Here is a 20,753-nt window from a genome sequence, read left to right on the forward strand (position 1 = left end):
GTCGGTCTACGCGGGCCGTCGACGCCGGTCCGATGAACCCCATCCTCAATCCGAAACCTGACACCTTGTGTCACATATCCTCGTCGATCTTGCGGATGCCACCGGACGCAGCCGCAGGAGGCGGGCGACCACGCGGCCGCCCGCCCCTGCCGCGGCCTACTGGCCGTCCGCCTCCTGCGGCTACCGGCCGCGCACCGCACGGCTGGCTTCCCGAGCGGCGTCACCCCCGGAACCGGACCTCCCAGCCGACGCCAGAGGGCCGGTGCCGGACGGATGTCACCCGCCCGCGCCCGCGAGGGCGGGTTCGGGGTTGGATCCGCCCGTCGCCGGCAGGGGCTCGTGGTGCTTGGACAGCCTGCTGGGCCACCACATCCATCGACCCACGTCCAGAGTCAGCGCGGTGACCAGGACCGAGCGGACGATCATGGTGTCCAGCAGCACGCCAAACGCCACCGCGAACCCCAGCTGCGCCGCGAAGACCAACGGCAGCGATCCCAGCGCCGCGAAGGTACCGGCCAGCACCAGACCCGCCGAGGTGATCACACCGCCGGTGGCGGACAGTCCGGTCAGCGCGCCGTATCGGGTTCCCTGCAGCTGCGCCTCTTCCCGCACGCGGGTAACCAGGAAGATGTTGTAGTCGATCCCGAGGGCGACCAGGAACACGAACACCAGGAGTGGGAAGTTCGCGTCCGCCCCGGCGAAGTCGAACACATGGTTGAACATCAACGCGCTTACGCCGAGGGCCGCTCCGAACGACAGCACCACCGTTGCCATGAGCAGCAGCGGTGCGACGATGGCCCGGAGCAGCAGCACGAGGATGAAAAAGACCACGATCAGTACGACGGGAATGATCACCTTGGCGTCGCGGGCCGCCGCCTGTTGCGTGTCGAGTGCTATCGCCGTACTGCCGCCGAGCCGGGCATCCGCACCCTCGATCTGGTGAATCGCGGTTCTGGCCTGCTCGACAGTGCGCATCGCGGCCTTGCTGCCGGGAGGGTCATTGAGCGTCCCGAGCACGAACACGTCGCCATCCCTGATCGTTGGCGCCGCGACGTCGGCGATCCCCGGGATGCCTGAGAGCGCACTCCTGACCTGCTCCGCCGAGGCGGCCTTGGCCACGACGTAGATAGGGTCACCCGATCCGGCGGGGAAGTGCCTGGACTGGATTTCCTCCCCCACGACCGCCTGCGCCTCGTTGGTGAACTGGCCCTTGCTCGGGATCCCATCGGCCTTGAGCCCCGTCACTCCGATCGTCATCACGCCGAGGACGAGTGCGGTGCCGACCCACACCATTCGCGGCCGGCTGGAGATGGCGGTGCCGATCCGCGTCCAGATGCTGCCCTTAGCCGTCCCGACCGAACCGTACGACGGCTTGGCTGGCCAGAAGATCCAACGGCCGCAGATGACCAGGAGGGCCGGCATCAGTGTGCTCATAGCGAGCAGCCCGATGAGTATGCCGATGGCGCAGGCCGGGCCGAGACCTTGTGTGGAGTTGAGCGTGGCCAGCACCAGCACCAGCAGACTGACAGCGACCGTCGCTGCGCTGGCGACGATCGCGGGGCTGGAGCGGTACAGGGCCTCAGCCATCGCCTCGTGCCGATCCTCGTGTCGCCGCAACTCCTCCCGGTACCGCGAGATGAGAAGCAGCGCGTAGTCGGTGGCGGCGCCGAACACCAGTACGGTCAGGATGAGGCTGGTCTGCGTGTTGACGACGAGTCCGGCGTTCTTTGCCAGCAGGTAGATCACCGCTTCTGCCGCGACCAGGGCGCCGCCTGCGGTCAGGAGCGGCAGCACTGGCAGCAGTGGACTGCGGTAGGTGAGCAGCAGGATGACGACCACCACCAAAGCCGTGATCATCCCCAGGGCCCCTCCTCCGCTGAAGGCCGTTATTGAGTCGGATGCGTAGCCGGCCGGTCCGGTGACGTGGAACCCAAGACCATTGGCGCTCTGTCGACCTATCGTGGTCATTTCGCCGACCACCGTGTGGGCCCCGTCCCAGCCCTCACTACCGTCGTCAACCTGGACCACGGTCAGGATGGCCTTGCCATCCTGGGACTTCGACGGCCCCTGTGGCTGCCCCATGACCTTCTCGATGCCCTGGAAGGCTTCGGCGTCGGCTTGGGCCTTGGCCATGTCCGCAGAGGTGACGCCCTCGGGCCGGTCGTAGATCACGATCGCGGGCAGGGTCTCGGCGGGCTGGAACTTCTTTGCCTGGTCGAGGACCCTGGTCGCCTCCGCGTTGCTGGGCAGCCAGGCCGAACTGTCGTTCTTCTCAACATCGCCCAGGTTGCCGGCCAGCAGGAAGGCCGGCACCATCAGGGCGACCCAGATGGCCACGATTGCCCATTTCGCAATCCTGCCACTGGGCAAGGTCATCACTTTTCGCAACATGGGGATTCCTCAGTGCTCAGTCGACGTGAGAACGCTTGTAGGGATTCCTGACGCGTCGATCCCGCATACCTGGCCGCAGGCCGGAATGACGTCGAGGACGACGCCGGTGAGGGGGTGTCGCTGTCGGCGAACAGCAGCGCGCCGTTGACGTTGCGGTAGACGTCGTTGAGAGCCGTGCCGAAGCGGGGAGCCCTTACGGGCGTCCCACCGTCCACGGCCGGAGCTTGTCGGGGTGGCGTACCGCCCAGATGCGCTTGATCCGGTCGCCTACCACCTCGAAGGCGTACACCGATACGGTGAGGCCGTCCTGCTGGGCGATCAGGCCGGGTTGGCCGTTGACCAGACGCTCCAGGAGCGTCAGATTCCGAAGTCTGCCCTCGAGGTGGATCAGGGAGCGGCCGATCTGCTCGGCGCCTTCGATCGGGTGGAGCACGGCGCCGACAATGCCGCCGCCGTCAGCGATCGCCGTGGCGTTGGGGTCGAGGAGGCCGATGAGGGCGTTGATGTCCTTGGCCTCCCATGCCTGTTTGAAATTCCTGACGATGTCGGCGCGTGGGGCTGTCGAGGTCCCGCGGGTCTGTGCCGCGGCAACGCGACGGCGGGCCGAGGAAGCCAACTGCCGGCACGCCGCCGGGGTACGGCCGACAACGTCGCCAACTTCCGCGAAGGAGTAGCGGAAGACGTCGTGCAGGATGAACGCGACGCGCTCGGCCGGGGTCATCGATTCGAGTACGACGAGGAAGGCCATGTTGATCGACTCGTCGAGGGTGATGCGGTCGGCCGGGTCGATGGTGGTGGCGTCGGACCGTCCGCTGATCCACTCTGTGGGTTCGGGTAGCGGCTCGGGGAGCCATTCGCCCACGTAGGTCTCCCGCCTAACCCGCGCCGAGGAGAGCAGGTTGAGGCAGATCCGGCTGGCGACCTTGGTCAACCAGGCGCCGGGGGATCGGATCGCCTCCTGCTGTTGGTGGGCCATGGCGTACCAGCGGGCATAGGTCTCTTGGACGGCATCTTCGGCGTCGGCCAGGGAGCCGAGGAGCCGGTAGGCGAGATTGATCAGCTGACGCCGTTCATTCATGACCGCAGTCAGGCTCGGATCGGGTCGGGCGTGTCCTGGCTCGGTTCGTCTGGTCATGGTGTCGCCGACTCCCTTCGGTCGCATCTGCCTCACTTGGTTCGACAAGACAGCACCCCGAACTGTGAGGTTCGCGCGTCGCCTCACATTCCGAGGCGCCCGGTTGTCGTACCACTGAGACGAACACCCCACCCAGCGGGTCAAAAGCGCAGTGAGACCGTGACCGTTCCCTCCGTCCCGGCGATCGCACCTGACCGGAACCCTGGCCCGTCCCGACGGCACCGACTACACCGCCGGCGTGGACAGCTGCTTCCGGCCCCGGCTGTGTACTGCCACTGCGAGCCTGCAATTTCCAACACATCAGACCGATTTGACGAGGCGACTGAGATGCGAACTGAAGCGACCAGAAAGTTCCAGGAAGCGACCGACGAGAAGTTGGCGACCGTCACACGAAGCAGCTGGACCTGGAGCCGGATCCGCGCCATCGCCTTTTGGGCCACGACGTTTGTAATCGTTTTCGAGTTGGCTGCTGGATCCGTGTGGAACCTGCTGACGATCGAATGGGTGGAAGTGCAGTTGCACCACCTGGGGTACCCGCACTTCTTCGCCTACATTCTCGGCGCGTGGCAGGCTGGCGCGGCCGTCGCGATCATCGCGCCCGGGCTCCCGCTGCTCAAGGAATGGGCGTACGTGGGCGCTCTCTTCCTGTGGTCGGGTGCCGTGGCGTCGCATCTGGCAGTCGGTGACGGTCTCAAGTCGTGGTGGGTGCCGTTGATGTTCGGCACGTGCGCCATCGCGTCGTGGGTGCTGAGGCCAGCCGACCGCCGGCTTCCGGAGACTCGGGTCCGTCGGGCCGGCCGTGCCGACGCTGGACCGGATGGCGTCGGACCCTTGGAGATCCGTCCCCGCACCTGGGCAACCCGTCCTCGCGCTTGGGTTGTCCCGATCGGTCTCATCGTTGTTCTGTATGCCGTCTCGTTCCTGACGCTGCCCGTGATGGAAGACGTCATGCGCGAGCAGGCAGTTGAGCTCGGCTGGATCGACAGGTAACGAGTAGGCCTCGACGTTGCGCGACGGTTCCTCGCCCGGTCGTGGACGCACGACATCCGTGTCAGAACCGTTCAGGACGCTAGGTGATGCCACGGCTGACAGATCGCGCAGCACCCCGCAGTGCCGTGGAAGATCACGCCTGCACTGGAAGACGGTCACGAATCTGCCCCGTCACCCGTCAACCAGCGCATATCAAAGGAGACGACCATGACTCACCGCCTGGTGGTACTCGGCGCCGGGTACGCGGGCCTCGGCGCCGCCAGGCGCGCCGCCCGCCGGCTGCGCCGCACCGACGTCGAGGTTACGCTGATCAACGCCACCGACCGATTCGTGGAACGAATCCGGTTGCACCAGCTCGCCGCAGGGCAGGCCCTGCGAGACCGGCCGCTGCGAACCATGCTGGACGGTGCCGACGTGAAACTCGTCGTGGCCCGGGTCACCGCCATCGACGTCGACGCCAGGATCGTCCGACTGGACGCCGAGCCGTACACGGTCGGTTACGACACCTTGGTGTACGCACTGGGCAGTGGCGCGGACGTCAGCTGCGTGCCGGGGGTACGGCAGCACGCGTTCACGATCGCCGAGGCGGCTCAGGCGCAGCGGCTCCGGTCGCATCTGCTCGGTGCCTCGGCCGGCGATGTCGTTACCGTCGTCGGCGGTGGCCTGACCGGCATCGAGGCCGCCACCGAGCTTGCCGAGGCATATCCGGGGCTACGGATCGAACTGGTGACGAATGACGCCGTCGGTGGTTGGCTGTCTCCGCCCGCCAGGCGCCACCTCGGACGGGCGTTCGACCGGATGGGCATTGGCGTCCACCAGGGTGTTCAGGTCGAGATGGTCTCGGCGGCAGGCCTGCGCCTCGACGACGGGCGGGATCTCGACGCGGAGGTCGTCGTATGGACGGCAGGTTTCCGGGTGTCCGCGCTGGCCGATCGGGCCGGTCTCGCCGTCGACGGCCGTGGCCGGATGATCGTTGACGAGACCTGCCGATCGGTGTCGCACCCGCAGGTGTACGGGATCGGTGACGCCGCGGCGGCACCCGCATTCGGCGGTGAGACCCGGATGTCCTGCCAGACCGGCCTTCCGATGGGTCTGTACGTGGCAGACGCGATCGCGGCCGTGCTGGACGGACGGACGCCGCGGTCGCTTCGGATCCGCTACGTCTGGCAGAACATCAGCCTCGGCCGACGGGACGGGATCACCCAGTTCACCCGAGCCGATGACACCCCGATCGATGCGGTACTCACCGGCCGGACCGCCATCGCCTTCAAGGAGGCGATCAGCCGCAGCACGATGCACCGCCTGCGCCACCCCGGCCCCGTGCGCTGAGGGGAAGATTCGGCAGTGGTGTCGGTCATCGTGGAGGTGACGTTGTGGCGCACGCTGACGGCAAGCATGACGTGGCTGATGCCGATCGTTTCCTTCCCGCCGACCCCTACTAACCAAGATCGCCGGGAACGCCGTTAGCAAGGCATTCCCGAGCTGGCGTCATCGGTGTACCTCTACCCGTCACCCACCGGCGACCTCGAGGCGGCGAGCGTCAGGGACGCAGCGCCGGTGAGCACCGCCGCGACCAGTCCGGACAGGATGTATCGAGATTTCACGAGGTCCTTCCTGATGGTCAACAGGGTGATCGTCCTGATGGGTTGAAGTGGCAGGCAGCGCGGGATGCCGTTACTGGACGGGAACCTGGAAATCGCGGAACGGGCCGATCTTGACCTTGAGGGTGGCGGCGGTGTCGGGCAGGGCGAAGAGGTTCCAGAACTCGCGGGTCTGGCCCGGTGGGAACTTCTCGGTGCTGATGCGGACGCCGGAGACGGCTGTGCATGCGCAGTAGAAGTCCACGCCGTCGTCGGTGGGGACCTCGATGCGGCCGGGCAGGTACTGGCGGCGGGCCACGAGGTCGGTCACGCGGACGTTGGTGGCGGCCTGGTATTTGTACGCCTCCCAGTCCTGAGCGTGGTGTAGGTCTCTGAACCAGGCGTCGGACGAGCCCTCATTGGTGATCTTGTAGGTGAGCAGGCCGAGGCCTCCGGGTAGCCGGCGCAGGCCGGTGACCTCCATCGCGATGGGCTGACCGTCGGCCCTGGCGCTGCCGGTCAGGTCGGTCGCGCCGGTGGTGGTCGTGGCCACCGGTTCCTGGGCAGCGGGTTGAGGTTTGGGGAAGGTCACCGTGACGCGGCGATTGCGGCGTTTTCCCTCGTCGCTGTCGTTGCTGTAGAGCGGGCGGCGTGAGCCGTACCCCTCGGTTTGGAAGCGGACCCCGTCTCTGGTCAGCAGCGCGGACAGGGCGTGTTGTACAGCCTGGGCGCGGCGCAGCGAGAGTGGGTCGTTGATGGCGTCAGTGCCGGAGGAGTCGGCGTGGCCCGCCACGGTCACCACCGTGGCGGGCGAGGCGTCGATGAGCTTCGCCGTGCGGGCCATGACCGACCTGGCTTTGGGGGTGAGGGTGGCCTTGTCCACCGCGAACAGCACGTCGGCGGAGAGGTTGACCTGCAGGTCCTTGCCGTCGTCGGCGGTCTCCTCCGACTTGTCCAGTGATTCGGAGGGGAGGATGAGGCGGCGGGTGACCGGGGTGACGGGTTCGGCATCGGGGTCGGGAAAGTCACCGACCGGAGCTTCGTCGCTGATGGGCACGTCGAGCATCGGCGGGCCCACTGGGGTGACGACGACGGTCGTCGCGGGGTTGCCCGACGGCGCGGGCAGCACCGCGTAGACGGTGATCGACCGGCCGGGGTCGATGAAATGGCCGAGGCCGTCGCGGTCCAGGCCACTGCACAGACAGGGGGATCCGGCGGGTTTGTACGGCAGGAGCCAGGTGCGGGCCTGCGCGTCAAGGATGCCGATGCCGGAGGCCCACTTGATCTCGCCAAGCGGGCGCGTGTGGTCGCCCATCTCGCCAGCCCAGGACAGACGCTTCTCTGTGCCGGTGTTGGACAGGCGAATCTGAGCGATGAGGTGCCTGCCCTCGACGCGGTTGAGGCCGACGACCTCGACCTTCAGGTTCTCGGTCATGGTGCTGCGGGTTTCGGCCAGGGCCGTGCCGGTGGTGGCGGTGGAGGTGGAGGTGGCGGACGGAGTGTTTGAGGCGGGCGGCGGCGGGGAGTCCTTGTTCGGCGGTCCCCCGCACCCGATCATTGCCAGGGTGAGTACGGCGCTCAGGGCCAGCCTCCGGCTAGACCTGGGGGAGGCGTCCTGACGTCGGAAATGACGGAGCTTGGTCATGATCCTCGTTTGCGGTCGGTGCGGTTGGTCGCGGGTGGACCCAGGGTGGCGCAGCAGGTTCTTACGCACGGGGTCGTTCGGATCGGGCGGCGTCCGTTGTTCCGGCCTATGCCCGACTCCTGGCTTTCAACCTTGGTCTCACCACACGCACTCGACGAAGCTCCACCCCGTTTTGTGACAGCCACGAGCCACGACCACCTCCGCGCCGGGGCTATCCAGGGTGAAGGTTGCCGGCGCATCCTGTAGCGCTCACTACAACTAGAACGATCGCTACGGGTAGATTTGTGGCGACGGCATCGTCAAGATCGCGGCGCGGTCCTTGGCGCAGCACCCCACGAGCGACAAGGCCCCGACGAGAACGACGACCGCGCCGGCCACAATCGCGCTCACTGTCGGCGCTTCCGCCGCCGCCACCATGCCGCGCCAGCCGCACCAAGTCGGCTTATTGCGACGGCAACACCGCGCATCTCCGTCATCCTTACTCCTCAGCAAGCTCGGCGTGTGTCTGTGCCGTCACGATCGCGAACCACGTGTCCGAGGTGGTCCGGTCGAACGCAACCGAACATCGGACGCCCTCGAGGAGCCGTGGCAGTACTCTGCTGATGTGACGGTGAGTGACCCGATCCCAGCTCTGCGCGATCGACTCCGCGCGCTACGGCGGCAGGTGGGCTCTCCGACGCTGCGGGCCATCGCCGTAGCGGCCGACCGGAACGGGCAATACTTACCGAAGTCGACCCTCAGCGAGGCCATACGATCGGCGAACATCAATCGAAAGGCGTCCGACGTCCCACACAGGAGGTGTCGTGCCTGACCTGATCGTGACGCTCCAGCGGCGGATTGACGTAAATGCCCTGCGCGCCGTCAACACCTACCAGCGCGAGGTGCCCGAGTACGCGTCGCCGTCACCGGAGCAGCTCGCGCACATGCTCGACTTCGCGCGTTTCATCCGACGGGTGAGTCTGGAGCGCGTACGGGACGACACGTCGCTCGACGAGGACGACCTGGCGGCCATCGGCGACGTCGGCCGACGACGAGGCGAGGATCGGCTCTCGCTGGCGTCGCAGCGGCAGGCGCTCAGCACCCATACCGCACTGATGCTGCGCGATGTGGTGGAGACCGCTGCTCCGGCTAACACCGAGGACGTGCTCCACATGGCCAACTGGCTCGGGCGGGAGGGCAACCGAGCCCGCTGCGCCTACCTGGACGGGTACCTTGGTGGCGTCGCACAGACCTGGTCGATGTCGGCTCAGGTCCAGTTGCTCGCGCGGTCGCTGCTGGCCGACGAACCACCGCCGGTGGGCATCGCTCGGGCGGCCGGCGTACGTCTCGGGCATCGGTGGCTAGTGACGGTTGTTCGGTTCGACCCGCCGGGCCTGGCCGCCCCGGAGCGGAAACGCATCGTCGCGACAGCCCTGGCGTCCTGGCGGATCCCGATGTCCTGGCTCGGGCCGGCGGAGTTGGTACTGGTCACGCCGGCATCGGTCGACGCACCGGCGGCCACCTCGGCTTGGCTCGTCGACGGTGGGGTCCACGGTCGGGTGGCGGATCGCACCCTGGACCTGGTCCGTGGCGTCGCCGTGGACTCCGGCCGTGGGTGCGCTGCCGGCGCGGCCCTCGGAGCGGTGGGCCAGCTGGCCGGTGTGCTGGACCAGGCTCGACAGATCAGCCGATTGACGTCGGCGGAGCGCAGACCCCAGCACCTCTACAGCGTCGCGGACAGGTTCGTCGAACTCGGAGCCGCCCACTCGCCACACATGGACAGTTGGCTGCGGGAGCTCGTCACCCGACTCGAAGCCGGTCCGGACCTGATCCGCACCCTCGACGCGTACTACCTGCACGACATGTCCCGACCGGCGACGGCACGGGCGCTGGGCGTCCACGCCCGCACGCTCGACTATCGCCTACGGCGCGTCCAAGAGCTGATCGGGCTGCGTCCCGCCTCGACCCGCGGCGTGCGGATCCTGACCGCCGCCGTCGCCTGGACGATCGCCGATCGGCTGCGGCAGGCTTGACGGGGCCGGGCGTACCCGGCCGGCCCCCGCTGGCACTGCGGTGGCCGGCCGGTTTGATCCGTGCGGCCTCCTCAGCAGGTGACCTGCACGATGGGCGACTGTGTTGTCAGCGTCAGTGACGGTGGGTAGTAGCCGCCGGGAGCGGTGTACGTGTGGATGCCCTTGGTGACGTAGTAGTTCGGCACACTCTGGCAGATCGTGAAGGCGACACCGGTGTACGTTTTGTTCCCCGGGCCGGAGTTCAGGCTTCCGACCGACACCAGGTAGAAGCCGCTGCCTGGGACGTACTGGTACAACTCGGCCTGAGCACCGATGTACGGAATTGGCGCGTCACACCACGAATCCGCCTTGCCGTCGATGCTGCCCGGGATGCCGTTGCCGCCGGTCGACGCATGTGGATACTGGGCCCGCGCGGTGCAGGTGATCACATTCTCGGCGGCTGCCGCGACCGGTTTACGAGTGGTCGGCTTCCGGCTGAACGTAGGTGTTACCGCTACGACCTGCCCTCCGGCCAGAGCCTCCGCCGCATCGAGCACCGGCTGGGGGATCGCCCCGGCAGCCATCGCAGACCCTGCTGCACTGGCCGGAGAAGCAACGGCGGCCACGGAGACCGCCAGCAGTGCGGCAAGCCCGATGCCGAGCACGTGACGTCTGAGCATCTTCCCCTCCTACAATCATTCCCCGCAGTAGCAGGGGAATCGGAAAAACATGGTGGGGAAACTATTCAGCGACGGGCGTGCCGACGTCTTCGTGAACGATCGCAAACCTTCCCCCTAATCGACGCCTGACTTGTCATGACGCACAACGGCCGGCACCGCACCGTGACATGTGGACTGATGTTCCCCGGGCGGACGATCGTTGGGCTTCGGCCGCTGGCGAACGCGGGAACCGCTCGGCTGGTCGGGCGCGCGACTGGCCACCACCGATCTGGCCACCACGATCGAGACGTTGAGGGCAACCGGCGACGGCGACATCGCCTTGGTCGGAGGCTCCGCACTGGCCCGGGCCGCGACCCGGGCAAGCGCCGGAATCGTGAACACGATGCCCTGCCCCTCGGCGCACGACCGCGCCCGCAACCGACATCGCAGCGGCATCGCCTGGTCCAAAAGCACCGTCCGCGTCATCCTCACCAACCCCCGCTACACCGGCCGGCAGGTCTGGAACAAGCCCCGTACCGACGAAGTCCTCCTCACGCTGAGCGGCTGGCGGCGCCCTGACCGTCGCTAGCGAGTTGCAGATGCCTCGAAAACCGACGCTGTCCGTGTTCATCACATGACTTGAGGTGATGATGGCCAAAGTTACGCTGCCCTGACGTGCGCGAGCGAGCCGAGCTTTGCCGATTCCGGAGGTGCCACCACGATGGACAGCCGAATAGCACGTCCCGCGACCCTCCTGTTGGCGGCGCTGTGCGCACTGTTGCTGCTCGGCGTCGACGCGGTGCTGGGTACGGTCGCGCCGGTACGGGCCGGTAGCGCCACCGCGACAGTCAGCGGCACTCTGACCGAACGGTCCGGCCGACCGGCTGGCCAGGTCAGGGTCACCCTCGCGCCGGACTCCGGCGCCGAGCATCCGACCTACTCGACCACCACGGACCGGGCTGGCCGGTGGCGGGTGTCCGGGGTGTCGGCCGGGCGCTACCGGATCACCAACCAACTGCCCGGCGTGTTCCGGCCCCGCTACTACCCGAGCCGGCTCGGATTCCCCTGGGGAGCTGTCACCGTGCCGACCCGTGGCCGGCTGGTCGTCGACGACGTGCTTCCTCCGGCCGGCCGGATCCGGTTCGTCGCGGCCGACGCGGCCACCGGCGCCGAGGTGCGGAACTTCTGTGTGCAGGACCCGATGGAGCTCGGCCTCATCTGCACCAACCCCGCCGGGACCTTCCCGAACGGGTACGTCGACCTGGAGGTGCCGCCCGGCCACTACCGATTCACCGGTGCCGCGAACGACGGCGTACACGAGGGTGGGATGGTCGAGGCGAACGCGGTCGCCGGGCGGGTGACCCACGCGACGCTGCCGGTCCAGCCGCCCGGTAACGAACTACGCGTGACACTGCGAGACCGGGCGACCGGCGCGCCGGTGCCCAATGCGGGAATCATCGCCATCTCGGTGGACAAGCGGTTCCCCGACATCTATGACGCCAACGAGATCTCCGACGAGAACGGGATGGTGCGGTTCCGGAGCCTCCACCCGGACCGGTACAACATCTGGGCCGGCGGCTCGGCCGTGGGGCACGGCGCGCAGTGGGTCGGCCCGAGCGGTGGCACCGGCGACCGGACCAAGGCAGTGGTGGTCGCGCCAGGGCCCGGGATCACCACGCTGCCCGACATCCTGTTGGACCGGGCTGGGTCGATCACCGGGTCGATCACCGACGCGGTCACCGGCCAGCCGGTGTCGGTGACCGTCGCGCTGACGACCTACGATCCGTTCTGGTATGAGACCACCCGGAAGGTTCCTGGCGACGGCTCGTACACCTTCAGCGGGCTCGGCCCGTACGAGTGGTCACTGGCGTTCATCCCACCGGGCAACGGCGGCGCCAACAGCGTCTACGCCACCCAGTGGTCCGGTGGGGCGCCGAACAGCGTCAAGGCGACCCGGATCAAGGTCGTCGCAGGCGGCATCACCGTGGCGAACGAGCGGATGAGCGCCGGCACCGCCGTCTCCGGCCAAGCCAACGGCCTCCCGGTGTACGGCTACAGCTACCCCGTCTACGTCTACAACGCCGACACCGGCGACATCGTCGCGGTCGACGAGAACGTCGAGGACGGCCGGTACGACGCTCGACTCCTGCCCGGCCAGCGGGTCCGGCTCTGCCTGCACCCCGACCGCTGCTACCCGAACTACGTCCGGCAGGTCGACGCGTCCGCCATCCGGGTGGGCACCTCGCCGTTCACCGTCAACTTTCCCGGCCGGTGGGGCTGAGCCGGGACGAGCACCGGCGCCGCCCGCGCACCCCGGTCCGGGCCGGATCAGCGTTCATTGCCGACTTCCGCCAAGCGAGTGCGCAGGTCGGCAAGCTGGGAGAACGTGTAGGCGCAGGTAGGGGTGGGTGCCCCAGGCTCGCCAGTCGCAGACCTGGTATTCGTCGAGGCCGGCCTCGTTCTTGGCCTGTTGGAAGCACTCTTCGATCGCCCACCGTGTCCCTGCAATGCGGGCTAGGTCGAGCAGGCGGGTCTTCTTGGCCGAAGCGGACGCCGAGGAGACGTTGCGGCTGGTCGAACCCCATGTGCGGAACTGCTGGGTAGAACCTCTTTCGACGGTGCTGTAGCGGGTCACCGCCGGCGCGATCCTTTCCGTCCGGCTCTTCGGGCGCCAGCAGATGCTGTTATGGACGACTCGCCGCGCAATTGTCCCGATGACAAGGACCGGTACCCCCGGCGCCTATGACCCAGCGCCGGGGCGTGAGGTAGGCATCGGCGTTCCCGACGGGGTGGTGATCCGAGGCGGGGTAGATCTGTGTGATTGACTCGGCTCATAACGAGCGAGCGGACCGGGCGACGGTGAGGGGCCACGCGTAGATGGGCGGCGAGGCGAACCTGACGACCGCGCGGCACATCGGTCTGTCGATCGAGGCCGGCGGCGCATCGGAGCCTGCTCGCTTTATATTGCTGCTCGGCACCAGCCGTCACGAGTGTGTCCTGGAACCGGACGAGGTGGTCTTCGACGTCGGCGGTCCGCATAGCACCCGCATGTACATGCTGGAGCAGTGGATCGCGCACCTCCACGGGCTACGCACTACCAGGGGCGGCACGCTCATGCTGCCGTACCACTTCGCCGACCAGTGCAGCGCTTGGCTCAGGGTCACCTCACCGGACGGCGTTACCGCAGAGGTTCAGGCGGGGTGGAGCCTGCTCAGCGAGTTCGGATTCGATCAGAAGAAGTTCGCCGGCGAGGGCATGCTCATTAAGGATTTCGATCCGATCCCTAATGCCCGAATCTTGCGTCCACTCGATGACATCATCAGGGCGGTCACAATCTCCCGCGACCACGTGGCCGAGCTCCGCGATCTGTAGCTGCCATTCGAACATTCTCCACACACCGGTCGGCGTCTTCTCCCTGACTACAAACGCACCCTCATCGGCAAAGCCGCGACCGTTTGCTCCGTCCCGGAGGCCATGTACGCGGCGAGGATGTAGTTGGGGTGGCGGTCGAGGTTCTTGCGGGCTCGGTCGTAACGCATGGTGGTTCGGGGGTCCGCGTGGCGGGCGGCGATCTGCACGTCTCGGAGGCTGACGCCGGCGTCGAGCATGGTGGCCACGAAGGTGTGGCGCAGAGTTATGCAGCGAGGCCGGACGAACGTGCAGCGGCAGCGCGTACGAACTCGAGGAATAGTCAACGCCTGTGAAGCCGGATCAGTCCTCGCGGGCAATGTCGATGCGCAGGGCGACTGGTAAACCATCGACATCCACGTCCAAATGGACAGGAAAGAAGCCGTCACCGACTGAGGTCATCGCCATCAGGATGTCCGCTCCGCCGACCTGGATCACGCCGGCCTCGTGTTCTGAGGCCCTGACCAGACCCATCACCTGCCAGTGATGCGAGTGCGGGCGGAAGTCGAACGCGAATTTCGGTCCGCCGGGTTCGTTTCTCCGCGTCTCGATGGCCAACCCTCGCTGGTATGCCTCCGTGATGGGCAGGTCTACCCACCCGTACTTCCCGTCGGCAGTGTCACCGAGCGGGGGCGCGCCGAACTCGGCGGCGACCTGTTCCTGGTCGCGACCCCAGAGGACCAGGTCGGCCAGCCCGTCCAACGGCCTGACGTGCTCCCACGAGCTCAGTGCGTCAGCGTCGGCGAAGACGAACCGCGCGTGGTCGACCCCCAACTCCCCGAATACCCACGAGTCGGCCACCGGCGAATCACTGAACTCGATCCGCATGGACTGCCAGCCGTACTCCCCGGGGACGGCGGTGACACGCAGCGGGCGATCAGCTGGTACCTCGATCGGCAGCACCGGTACGCCCATGACGATAAATCCGGGTTCCCGGGCCGCGACCGCGTGCCGGACGCGTTCCCGGTGCGGGACCTGCTGCCTGAACGCGCGCAGGCTTGCGCCGTGCCCATGCTCGCGGCAGTGTTCGTCGAACGTGGCGGTGAACTCGGCGACGGCGTGGGCGGGGATGTCGTACAGCCGGGTTCCGGCCTGCCGGTCAAAGGAGTCCGCCGCGGCCTCGGCGTCCGGCCCCACGATCGCGAAGTCGGTTGCCGGGCGCTCCTCGTCCTCCGGCACCCGGTCGCCGGACCACAGTTCGAGGTAACCACCGTCCATGATCACCAACTGCCCGGATGGACACGTCACCTCACCGAGCACCACTTCGACCGCCATGATCAGGAGTGTAGGGTCGGCAACGTCGTTCAAGTACGAGAGGCGACAGGCCTCTGCTGCTGAGCGCCATTGCGGTTCTGGACCTGCACAAAACCCGCTGGCCGATCAGCGCGAAGTCCAGCGAAAGTTCGGCACACAATTGCTTGCCGGATTTTGCGGATTTCTGGTACTGCCTCTCGGAGTACGACGCCACTCTCTTCGGCAGATGAGGATGGGTTCGCACGGGCTGCGGTCGTGGCCGGCATGGGCTTGCTGGGCCCGACGTCTACCGGCAACTCGGACTCCGACTCACCTACCAGACCGAAACGCAAACGGTGTGCGCTGCAGTCGATCTCAGCGCACACCGTGAAGCAAATGAATTGTGTCCGAGGGGGGATTCGAACTCTTGTACGCATCATATGAGCACCATTTCGGGGTGCACATGCTCATAGATTACGGTACGGCCAGGGTTGACTCAAGCCCGCACGCTCATTACCTTCCGCAACCATACATATCAGTTCGGGCGCATTGGTTCGCTGCTTGTCTGGTGCCTCGCTCTATCATCGAGTGGCAGGTTTGAACGCGTGGCCATAGGCTGGAGCCGACCCGCCCGCGTCCCGGTGAGTCTCAGTCGGTCGACGCTGACGGCAGCCCGTATCGCTCGCGTTCTTCGGCAGTCAGCTCTCGCGGTTCTCGGTCTTCGACCAAGCGCTTCGCCTGGTCACCGCATACGTCCCAGCTTAGGATCCTGCCGTCGTTGTAGGTGACAATGAGGGTGTCTTGCCAGGACAGGATGCGAACTATCCCGTCTGGCGTGTCGAGCACGCCGAGGGGCCGCCCGTCTTGGGTGTGCCAAATGTAGAGCGTGTCATCGTCGCTGATAGATGCAATCAGGTTTCCGTCGGGTGACCAGCTGAGTTGACGGACGGCATTTGTGTGGCCGACACAACGCATGCTTATGTGCTGCTGCACGACGTTCCAGATCTCGATCTGGTTGCCGACAGCGGCAGCGAGTCCGGTGGAGTCATTCGACCAGGCCAGGGCCGCTACCTCGCCGTCACCTTCGATTCGCCATTGATGGGCGAGGGTGTAGTCGTCTCCTCGCCATAAGCTCACGTTGTGTTTGCTGACGACCGCCGCTATAAGGCCTGAGTCTGGGGACCAGGTGAGCGTTCCCGCGCTTTCTTCGCCTCCGTCGAGGACTGCTAGGCGCTGCGCTTTGGCCACGTCCCACACTGAGAGGGCGGGTCGCGTTCTGCCGAAGAAGCAATGCGTGTGGACGACCAGCCGTGAGCCGTCGCCAGACCAGGCAAGTCCGTAAACCCACGGTAATGGCGTCATTGTCGTTGCGTGTTTCGGGGTTGGTCTTGGACGAGCGCCCCACTGTGCTCGCAGGACACCGGATCGCGCGTCCCACACCGTGACCTGTTCTTGCATGGCGGTGGCGACCAGGTCACCTAGCGGCGAGTACGCGATCGACATGCAGTCGTCGTCTCCGAGCCTCAGCGGCAGCGTCGCCTCGTCCGTTTCGATGATCTCCGGCGTCGTTCCCGTCCGCTTTATGGCGGCTCGTTTGTGCTCCGGCGACCATGACACTTCCCGCAGGCTACCGGTGGGCAGGCGGCGGAAGCTTCGGCCGACAACATCCCAGAGCTCTACCTGGTGGAATGAGCTTCCCAGGCCGATTCGCTTGCCATCGGAGGACCATGCGATCGTGCTTATTTGGTGAGGGCGTGCCCGCCGCTCGACTGTCCGTCCCGTCGCGACGTCGATCAGCGCCACGCGGTGTTGGTGTCGTGTTCGATGCACTGCGTACGCGATGACATCCTCGACGGGCGACCACGCCATTGCTTCGGCCAGGCCGGGAGGCGCGCTTTCGGCGGCCTGGCCGGTGTCGGTGTCGTAGATCCACAGAGTGCGGCGTTCCCGTGCGAGGTTCGCAGAGCGGCGCATTGAGAACGCCGGAGCTGCTGAGACCGCGAGGCGGGTTCCGTCGGGCGCCCAGCACAACACCGGGTCTGACCACGCTACCTGCTGTCGCAGGATCTCCGACGTCTGCTCGCCGATGCTGATCACGAGCAGCAAATCATCTGAGGCGATGGCCAGCCGGTCACCTTGAGGAGACCATGCCGTGGCGTGAACACTTGTGGCAGGGACGCTCGTAACCAACCCTGGGATGTCATCATCCAAGCGATAGACGTCAACGGTTCGGTAGTCGAACGTTCCCGCGAAGCACAGGTCACCGCCCCACGAGACCGAGTCGAACGATGTCAGGAGACTCCCTCTTCGCCTGCCCAGGTTGCGGCCGTCCGCGACGCGCCACAGCATGAGGCCTCGATCGTGCTCGGTGAGGGCAAGGGTTCCGGTGGCACTGAGCAGGGTGTGACCGCACGCTTCTGAGTCAGGGGCGAAGGCGACCCCGGTAAGGCGGCCGGTGTCGTCCCAGGTGCAGACGCGGCCCACCTTGTCGGCGGTGCGCAGTCCTTGGTTGTCGGGCAGCCAGACCGCGGAGGTGATGCCGGTGGTGTGTCCGATGGAGAGGCGCCCTGTTTGCGGTGTGGCGGTCAGGGCCCATCGCGTTATCGTCGCTGCCGGCGTGGGCGGCAACTCGTGTAGCGCGGTGTGGGCGAGCGCCACGGCCAGTTCGTGGTCCTGTCGGCGTACCTGTTGTGCGAACTGGGCAACGCGCTCGGACTGTCGGGCGCGGTCCTGGTGATCGGTTTCTTGAGAGGCGTCGAGTAGCTGGCGGGCTGCGGTGGAGAGAGGCACCTCGGCTGCCAGCGCGAGGGCATCAGCGAGCGTTTGGCCGCGTAAGAGGTCGTCGGTCTGTGGGTCCGCTTGCCATGCTGCCGCGCGGTGTTCGAGCCGGGTGATGCGGTGCAGGCGCTCCTCGTTGGCGTTGATCAGAGCGGCGAGTCGGTGCCACTGGCGAAATAGTGCGTCGTGGGTCAGTTCGAGGCAGGTGCCGTCGTCAACGTCGATGATCAGGCGAGCTGCCCTGAACTCTTCAAGGATGTGGGCGGCGGTGGTATCGAGGTCGGCTCGGCAGATCGTCCGTCGTACGGCTTCCTTGCCTTCCAAGCCGACGCCGAGCAGCAGAGCAGAGTCGACGGCGTGTTGGGGGTAGCGCGCGGTGAGGGATTCGTAGATCTGCTCCGCGTGAGCTGCGATGGCGCCGCCCACCTCGCCGGCCTGTTCGTATTGGGCCACCGTGATGTGTTGGCGGTTGGACTGCAAGTGCAGACGTTGTAGCAGGTGGCTGAGCAGGGGAAGCGCGTCACCGACCGTGGCGTCGGCGGTCATGCGGTCGATGAGGTCGTCCTCGAACGTGACTCCTGCAGCCCGGGCGGGCCCCGCTATGGCCTGTCGGATGCGGCCCGGATCCAGCAGACCGATGGCTACCGGTCGGGTGACGAAGCCGGCCTGCTGATCGGTGAGCCGGCGGCGGAATTCGGGCCGGATCGCCACCAGCAAGCGCAGTTCCGGCAGCATCGTCAGCGTCCGGGTCAGCAGGCTCCACCACTGGGCCCGATCTTGCTCGTTGGTCAGGGTGTACAGATCCTCGGCCTGGTCGACAACAAGCAGCACGGGTCCGCGGGCGACGCTGAGGAAGCTCGGCACAACTTGCAGTGGGGCTTCCGGAGCGGCGGCTTCCTCGCGCAACAGCCGCGCCGTCTGCAGCACAGCGGTCGGGCCAGCCGCCAATGCAGCGGCGAGGCTCATGAATGGATCGGCAGTCGGGCGAAGCGGACCCACCACAGTCCACCGCCGTGGTAGTCGAGCGATGACGCCCGCGCGGATCAGCGATGACTTGCCCACTCCTGACGGACCGACGATAGCGACGATCCGCGTCGCTGGCGCCGACCCCGGGCGCTCCAGCCGGTGCAGCACGTCGCTTGCCTCGCGGTCGCGGCCAAAGAACACGCCCGCCCGCTCCACCGTGAACGGCGCGAGGCCAGGGTACGGGCTTTCCGCGCTCCGCCACGTGACCGCCGTCCGGCGGTGCAGGAAGTACCGCCAGCCGAGCCACAGGACAACACAGAGCGGGAGCCACAGGTAGGCGTAGTCAAGGACAAGCCGCCACGGCCCATGCCAGTTGTCCGTTCGCGCCGTCACGATGTTGATGGCCAGACCGACGGCGATCGTGCCCAGCAGGGCAGCGGACTCGCGACGGTACTCCCCTGGCGCTCGCCCCACCTGATCATCGCACTACGAGAAAGTGCCGCTCGCCAGAGCGTGGCGGATAGCCGACAGAGACACCAGCGTGGCCGGGGCTGGACTCAGACCCTGACTTGACTACCTCGGAGTTCGATCAGCGGCACTGCGACCGATGGTTCGCAGTGTGACGTGCTGCTCTCCATGTGGCTGACCGAATCACCCACCGTCGCAGCTTCCTCATGACGTGATGAGTTGCCAAGGCTTGCCGAGGGCGACGCGACGGAAGGCGTCGATCTCGCGTAGGTGGGCGTCGTGCACGTATGGGACGAGAGCGGTTTCGGCGGCGTGCAGGCAGGCGCGGTAGCCGATTTCGCGCAGCGGGTGTCCGTCGGGCGGTGCCGGGCTCTCGGGATCCCAGCCGACGATGGCGCAGATGCTCTGCGCGGTGCGTCGGGTGTGGGGACGGGCGATGGCCCAGGCCGGCTCGGGGTACATACCGCGTAGGCTCCACAGGTCGCTGCGGTCAGGGATGGTGGGAATTTGCTCGTGGTCGGTGGTGGTGCCGGCCAGCCTGTCGAGCCGGTTACGCAGGCTCTCCCGGCGCCCGGCGATCGCGATGTTGTCCGTCAGGGCCGACTCCGTGAGCCACGAGACGGCGTCATTGTGCTCGGACGGGCCAAGCCCGGCGGCGGCGACGGCCTGCGCCGCAGCGGCGTCAAAGTCCTGCCAGAACTCGTGCGAGCCGACGCCACACGGCCACCAGTCGAGATAGCTGTCCTGGTCGGTAATCGGCTGCCGCCCACCGATGAGTGCGGATACCTCGGAGAAACCGGTCGAGGTGTACCAGTCGACCAGCTCGACGCGCCCGAGCCAGTCAGTCAGCCGCCACCACGCGTCTCGCTTTGGGCGGGAGCAGGCCGCCGCGAGGGCCAGCTGAAGCACGACGGGACGCAGGTCGTCGGCGACGGTGTCGTACAGGTCCGCACCCCAAGCCTCGAGGACCGGCGAGTGGTGCAGGTCGCCGGAGTGCACGCCGACGGGCAGGCTCAGCGCCTCGGCGTAGGCGGCCACGAACGGATGGGCATCACCGAGCGTCTCGTCGTCGTCGAGCACGACCAGGCGGCCGGTGAGGGTGCGATGGATCGGCACGTTGAGCTTGCCGTTCTTGGCCCAGTTGTAGGCGGTACGGCGCGGAACGCCGTTCTGGTCGGCCCATTGGGACAGTGGGATCGGAGTCATGAAACGACGATGGCACAGATGGCACAGTGCCATCCAGGAAAGCTGTGCCATTTGTGCCATCCGCAGCAATGGGCATTTGCGACAGCCGACGCCGACGCTGCAGGCGGGTGGCTCGCTGCGCTCACCAGCGGCTACGGCCAGCCGGCGCGGCCTACCTCATCCCGGGTGTACTCCTCGCCACCAGCCATGCGTTCACTACCGCGACCGCCGTCGCCAGCATCTTGACGGCAGCCGGACACATCGCCGACGTAGGGTTTCGGCGGCGACCGCGCGGACGGCGGCGGTCACGGCCTTCAGGTCAGG

General features: G+C 67.0%; 14 protein-coding genes and 1 pseudogene. 6 read left to right on the plus strand and 9 right to left on the minus strand.

Annotated elements, in window-relative coordinates; all coding sequences use genetic code 11:
• Positions 1-276: 276 nt before the first annotated feature.
• Complete coding sequence (locus MED01_RS27315) at positions 277-2,391, minus strand: MMPL family transporter (protein ID WP_238671389.1); 2,115 nt, start codon at positions 2,389-2,391, stop codon at positions 277-279.
• A 193-nt stretch (positions 2,392-2,584) separates the two neighbouring features.
• The gene (gene sigJ / locus MED01_RS27320; RefSeq protein WP_238671390.1) at positions 2,585-3,469 is read right to left on the minus strand and encodes an RNA polymerase sigma factor SigJ; all 885 of its coding nucleotides are present in this window, start codon (positions 3,467-3,469) and stop codon (positions 2,585-2,587) included.
• 384 nt (positions 3,470-3,853) lie between these two features.
• Between sigJ and MED01_RS27325 the strand changes: the two genes are divergently transcribed.
• The gene (locus MED01_RS27325) at positions 3,854-4,516 is read left to right on the plus strand and encodes a DoxX family protein (protein ID WP_238671391.1); all 663 of its coding nucleotides are present in this window, start codon (positions 3,854-3,856) and stop codon (positions 4,514-4,516) included.
• 207 nt (positions 4,517-4,723) lie between these two features.
• A complete protein-coding gene (locus MED01_RS27330) occupies positions 4,724-5,845 on the plus strand; it encodes an NAD(P)/FAD-dependent oxidoreductase (protein WP_238671392.1) in 1,122 nt (373 codons plus the stop codon).
• A 345-nt stretch (positions 5,846-6,190) separates the two neighbouring features.
• On the opposite strand, the gene MED01_RS27335 is transcribed toward MED01_RS27330, so the two are convergent.
• Complete coding sequence (locus tag MED01_RS27335; protein ID WP_238671393.1) at positions 6,191-7,741, minus strand: OmpA family protein; 1,551 nt, start codon at positions 7,739-7,741, stop codon at positions 6,191-6,193.
• An 803-nt stretch (positions 7,742-8,544) separates the two neighbouring features.
• Between MED01_RS27335 and MED01_RS27340 the strand changes: the two genes are divergently transcribed.
• Positions 8,545-9,753: a PucR family transcriptional regulator gene (locus MED01_RS27340; protein WP_238671394.1), complete on the plus strand. Its 1,209-nt coding sequence runs from the start codon at positions 8,545-8,547 to the stop codon at positions 9,751-9,753.
• Positions 9,754-9,824: 71 nt separating this feature from the next.
• Here the strand turns inward: MED01_RS27340 and MED01_RS27345 are convergent, their stop codons facing one another.
• Entirely contained in the window at positions 9,825-10,412 is a 588-nt protein-coding gene (locus tag MED01_RS27345) for a hypothetical protein (RefSeq protein ID WP_238671395.1), read from the minus strand.
• Between the two features lie 199 nt (positions 10,413-10,611).
• Here MED01_RS27345 and MED01_RS27350 point away from each other — a divergent pair, with 199 nt between their 5' ends.
• Together MED01_RS27350 and MED01_RS27355 are read left to right on the plus strand one after the other, a co-directional pair.
• A complete protein-coding gene (locus MED01_RS27350) occupies positions 10,612-10,980 on the plus strand; it encodes a recombinase family protein (protein WP_238671396.1) in 369 nt (122 codons plus the stop codon).
• Positions 10,981-11,112: 132 nt separating this feature from the next.
• Entirely contained in the window at positions 11,113-12,672 is a 1,560-nt protein-coding gene (locus tag MED01_RS27355; protein WP_238671397.1) for a carboxypeptidase-like regulatory domain-containing protein, read from the plus strand.
• 123 nt (positions 12,673-12,795) lie between these two features.
• Here MED01_RS27355 and MED01_RS27360 read toward each other — a convergent pair.
• A pseudogene (locus MED01_RS27360) lies at positions 12,796-12,924 on the minus strand (IS701 family transposase); the annotation flags it as partial.
• A 344-nt stretch (positions 12,925-13,268) separates the two neighbouring features.
• On the opposite strand from MED01_RS27360, the gene MED01_RS27365 reads away from it, so the two are divergent.
• Positions 13,269-13,763 carry a hypothetical protein gene (locus MED01_RS27365; protein WP_238671398.1) on the plus strand — a complete coding sequence of 165 codons (495 nt, stop codon included), beginning with the start codon at positions 13,269-13,271 and terminating at the stop codon, positions 13,761-13,763.
• Positions 13,764-13,810: 47 nt separating this feature from the next.
• Here MED01_RS27365 and MED01_RS36375 read toward each other — a convergent pair whose 3' ends face one another.
• The 4 genes from MED01_RS36375 to MED01_RS27385 all read right to left on the minus strand — a co-directional run bounded on the left by MED01_RS36375 (position 13,811) and on the right by MED01_RS27385 (position 20,450).
• Positions 13,811-13,969 (minus strand): hypothetical protein, encoded by a 159-nt coding sequence (locus MED01_RS36375; protein WP_372493730.1) that lies wholly within the window; start codon positions 13,967-13,969, stop codon positions 13,811-13,813.
• 133 nt (positions 13,970-14,102) lie between these two features.
• Complete coding sequence (locus tag MED01_RS27375) at positions 14,103-14,978, minus strand: hypothetical protein (protein ID WP_238671399.1); 876 nt, start codon at positions 14,976-14,978, stop codon at positions 14,103-14,105.
• Positions 14,979-15,680: 702 nt separating this feature from the next.
• Positions 15,681-19,250 carry an NACHT and WD repeat domain-containing protein gene (locus MED01_RS27380; protein WP_238671400.1) on the minus strand — a complete coding sequence of 1,190 codons (3,570 nt, stop codon included), beginning with the start codon at positions 19,248-19,250 and terminating at the stop codon, positions 15,681-15,683.
• Positions 19,251-19,448: 198 nt separating this feature from the next.
• The gene (locus MED01_RS27385; protein ID WP_238671401.1) at positions 19,449-20,450 is read right to left on the minus strand and encodes a hypothetical protein; all 1,002 of its coding nucleotides are present in this window, start codon (positions 20,448-20,450) and stop codon (positions 19,449-19,451) included.
• Positions 20,451-20,753: the final 303 nt, after the last annotated feature.

The organism is Micromonospora alfalfae, assembly GCF_022230925.1.
GTDB lineage: Bacteria > Actinomycetota > Actinomycetes > Mycobacteriales > Micromonosporaceae > Micromonospora > Micromonospora alfalfae.

Coding starts and splice junctions, on each gene's coding strand:
- MED01_RS27330 (WP_238671392.1), top strand. CDS start 4,724: ATGACTCACCGCCTGGTGGTACTCGGCGCCGGGTACGCGGGCCTCGGC.
- MED01_RS27325 (WP_238671391.1), top strand. CDS start 3,854: ATGCGAACTGAAGCGACCAGAAAGTTCCAGGAAGCGACCGACGAGAAG.
- MED01_RS27365 (WP_238671398.1), top strand. CDS start 13,269: ATGGGCGGCGAGGCGAACCTGACGACCGCGCGGCACATCGGTCTGTCG.
- sigJ (WP_238671390.1), bottom strand. CDS start 3,469: ATGAATGAACGGCGTCAGCTGATCAATCTCGCCTACCGGCTCCTCGGC.
- MED01_RS27345 (WP_238671395.1), bottom strand. CDS start 10,412: ATGCTCAGACGTCACGTGCTCGGCATCGGGCTTGCCGCACTGCTGGCG.
- MED01_RS27385 (WP_238671401.1), bottom strand. CDS start 20,450: ATGACTCCGATCCCACTGTCCCAATGGGCCGACCAGAACGGCGTTCCG.
- MED01_RS27315 (WP_238671389.1), bottom strand. CDS start 2,391: ATGTTGCGAAAAGTGATGACCTTGCCCAGTGGCAGGATTGCGAAATGG.
- MED01_RS27355 (WP_238671397.1), top strand. CDS start 11,113: ATGGACAGCCGAATAGCACGTCCCGCGACCCTCCTGTTGGCGGCGCTG.
- MED01_RS27335 (WP_238671393.1), bottom strand. CDS start 7,741: ATGACCAAGCTCCGTCATTTCCGACGTCAGGACGCCTCCCCCAGGTCT.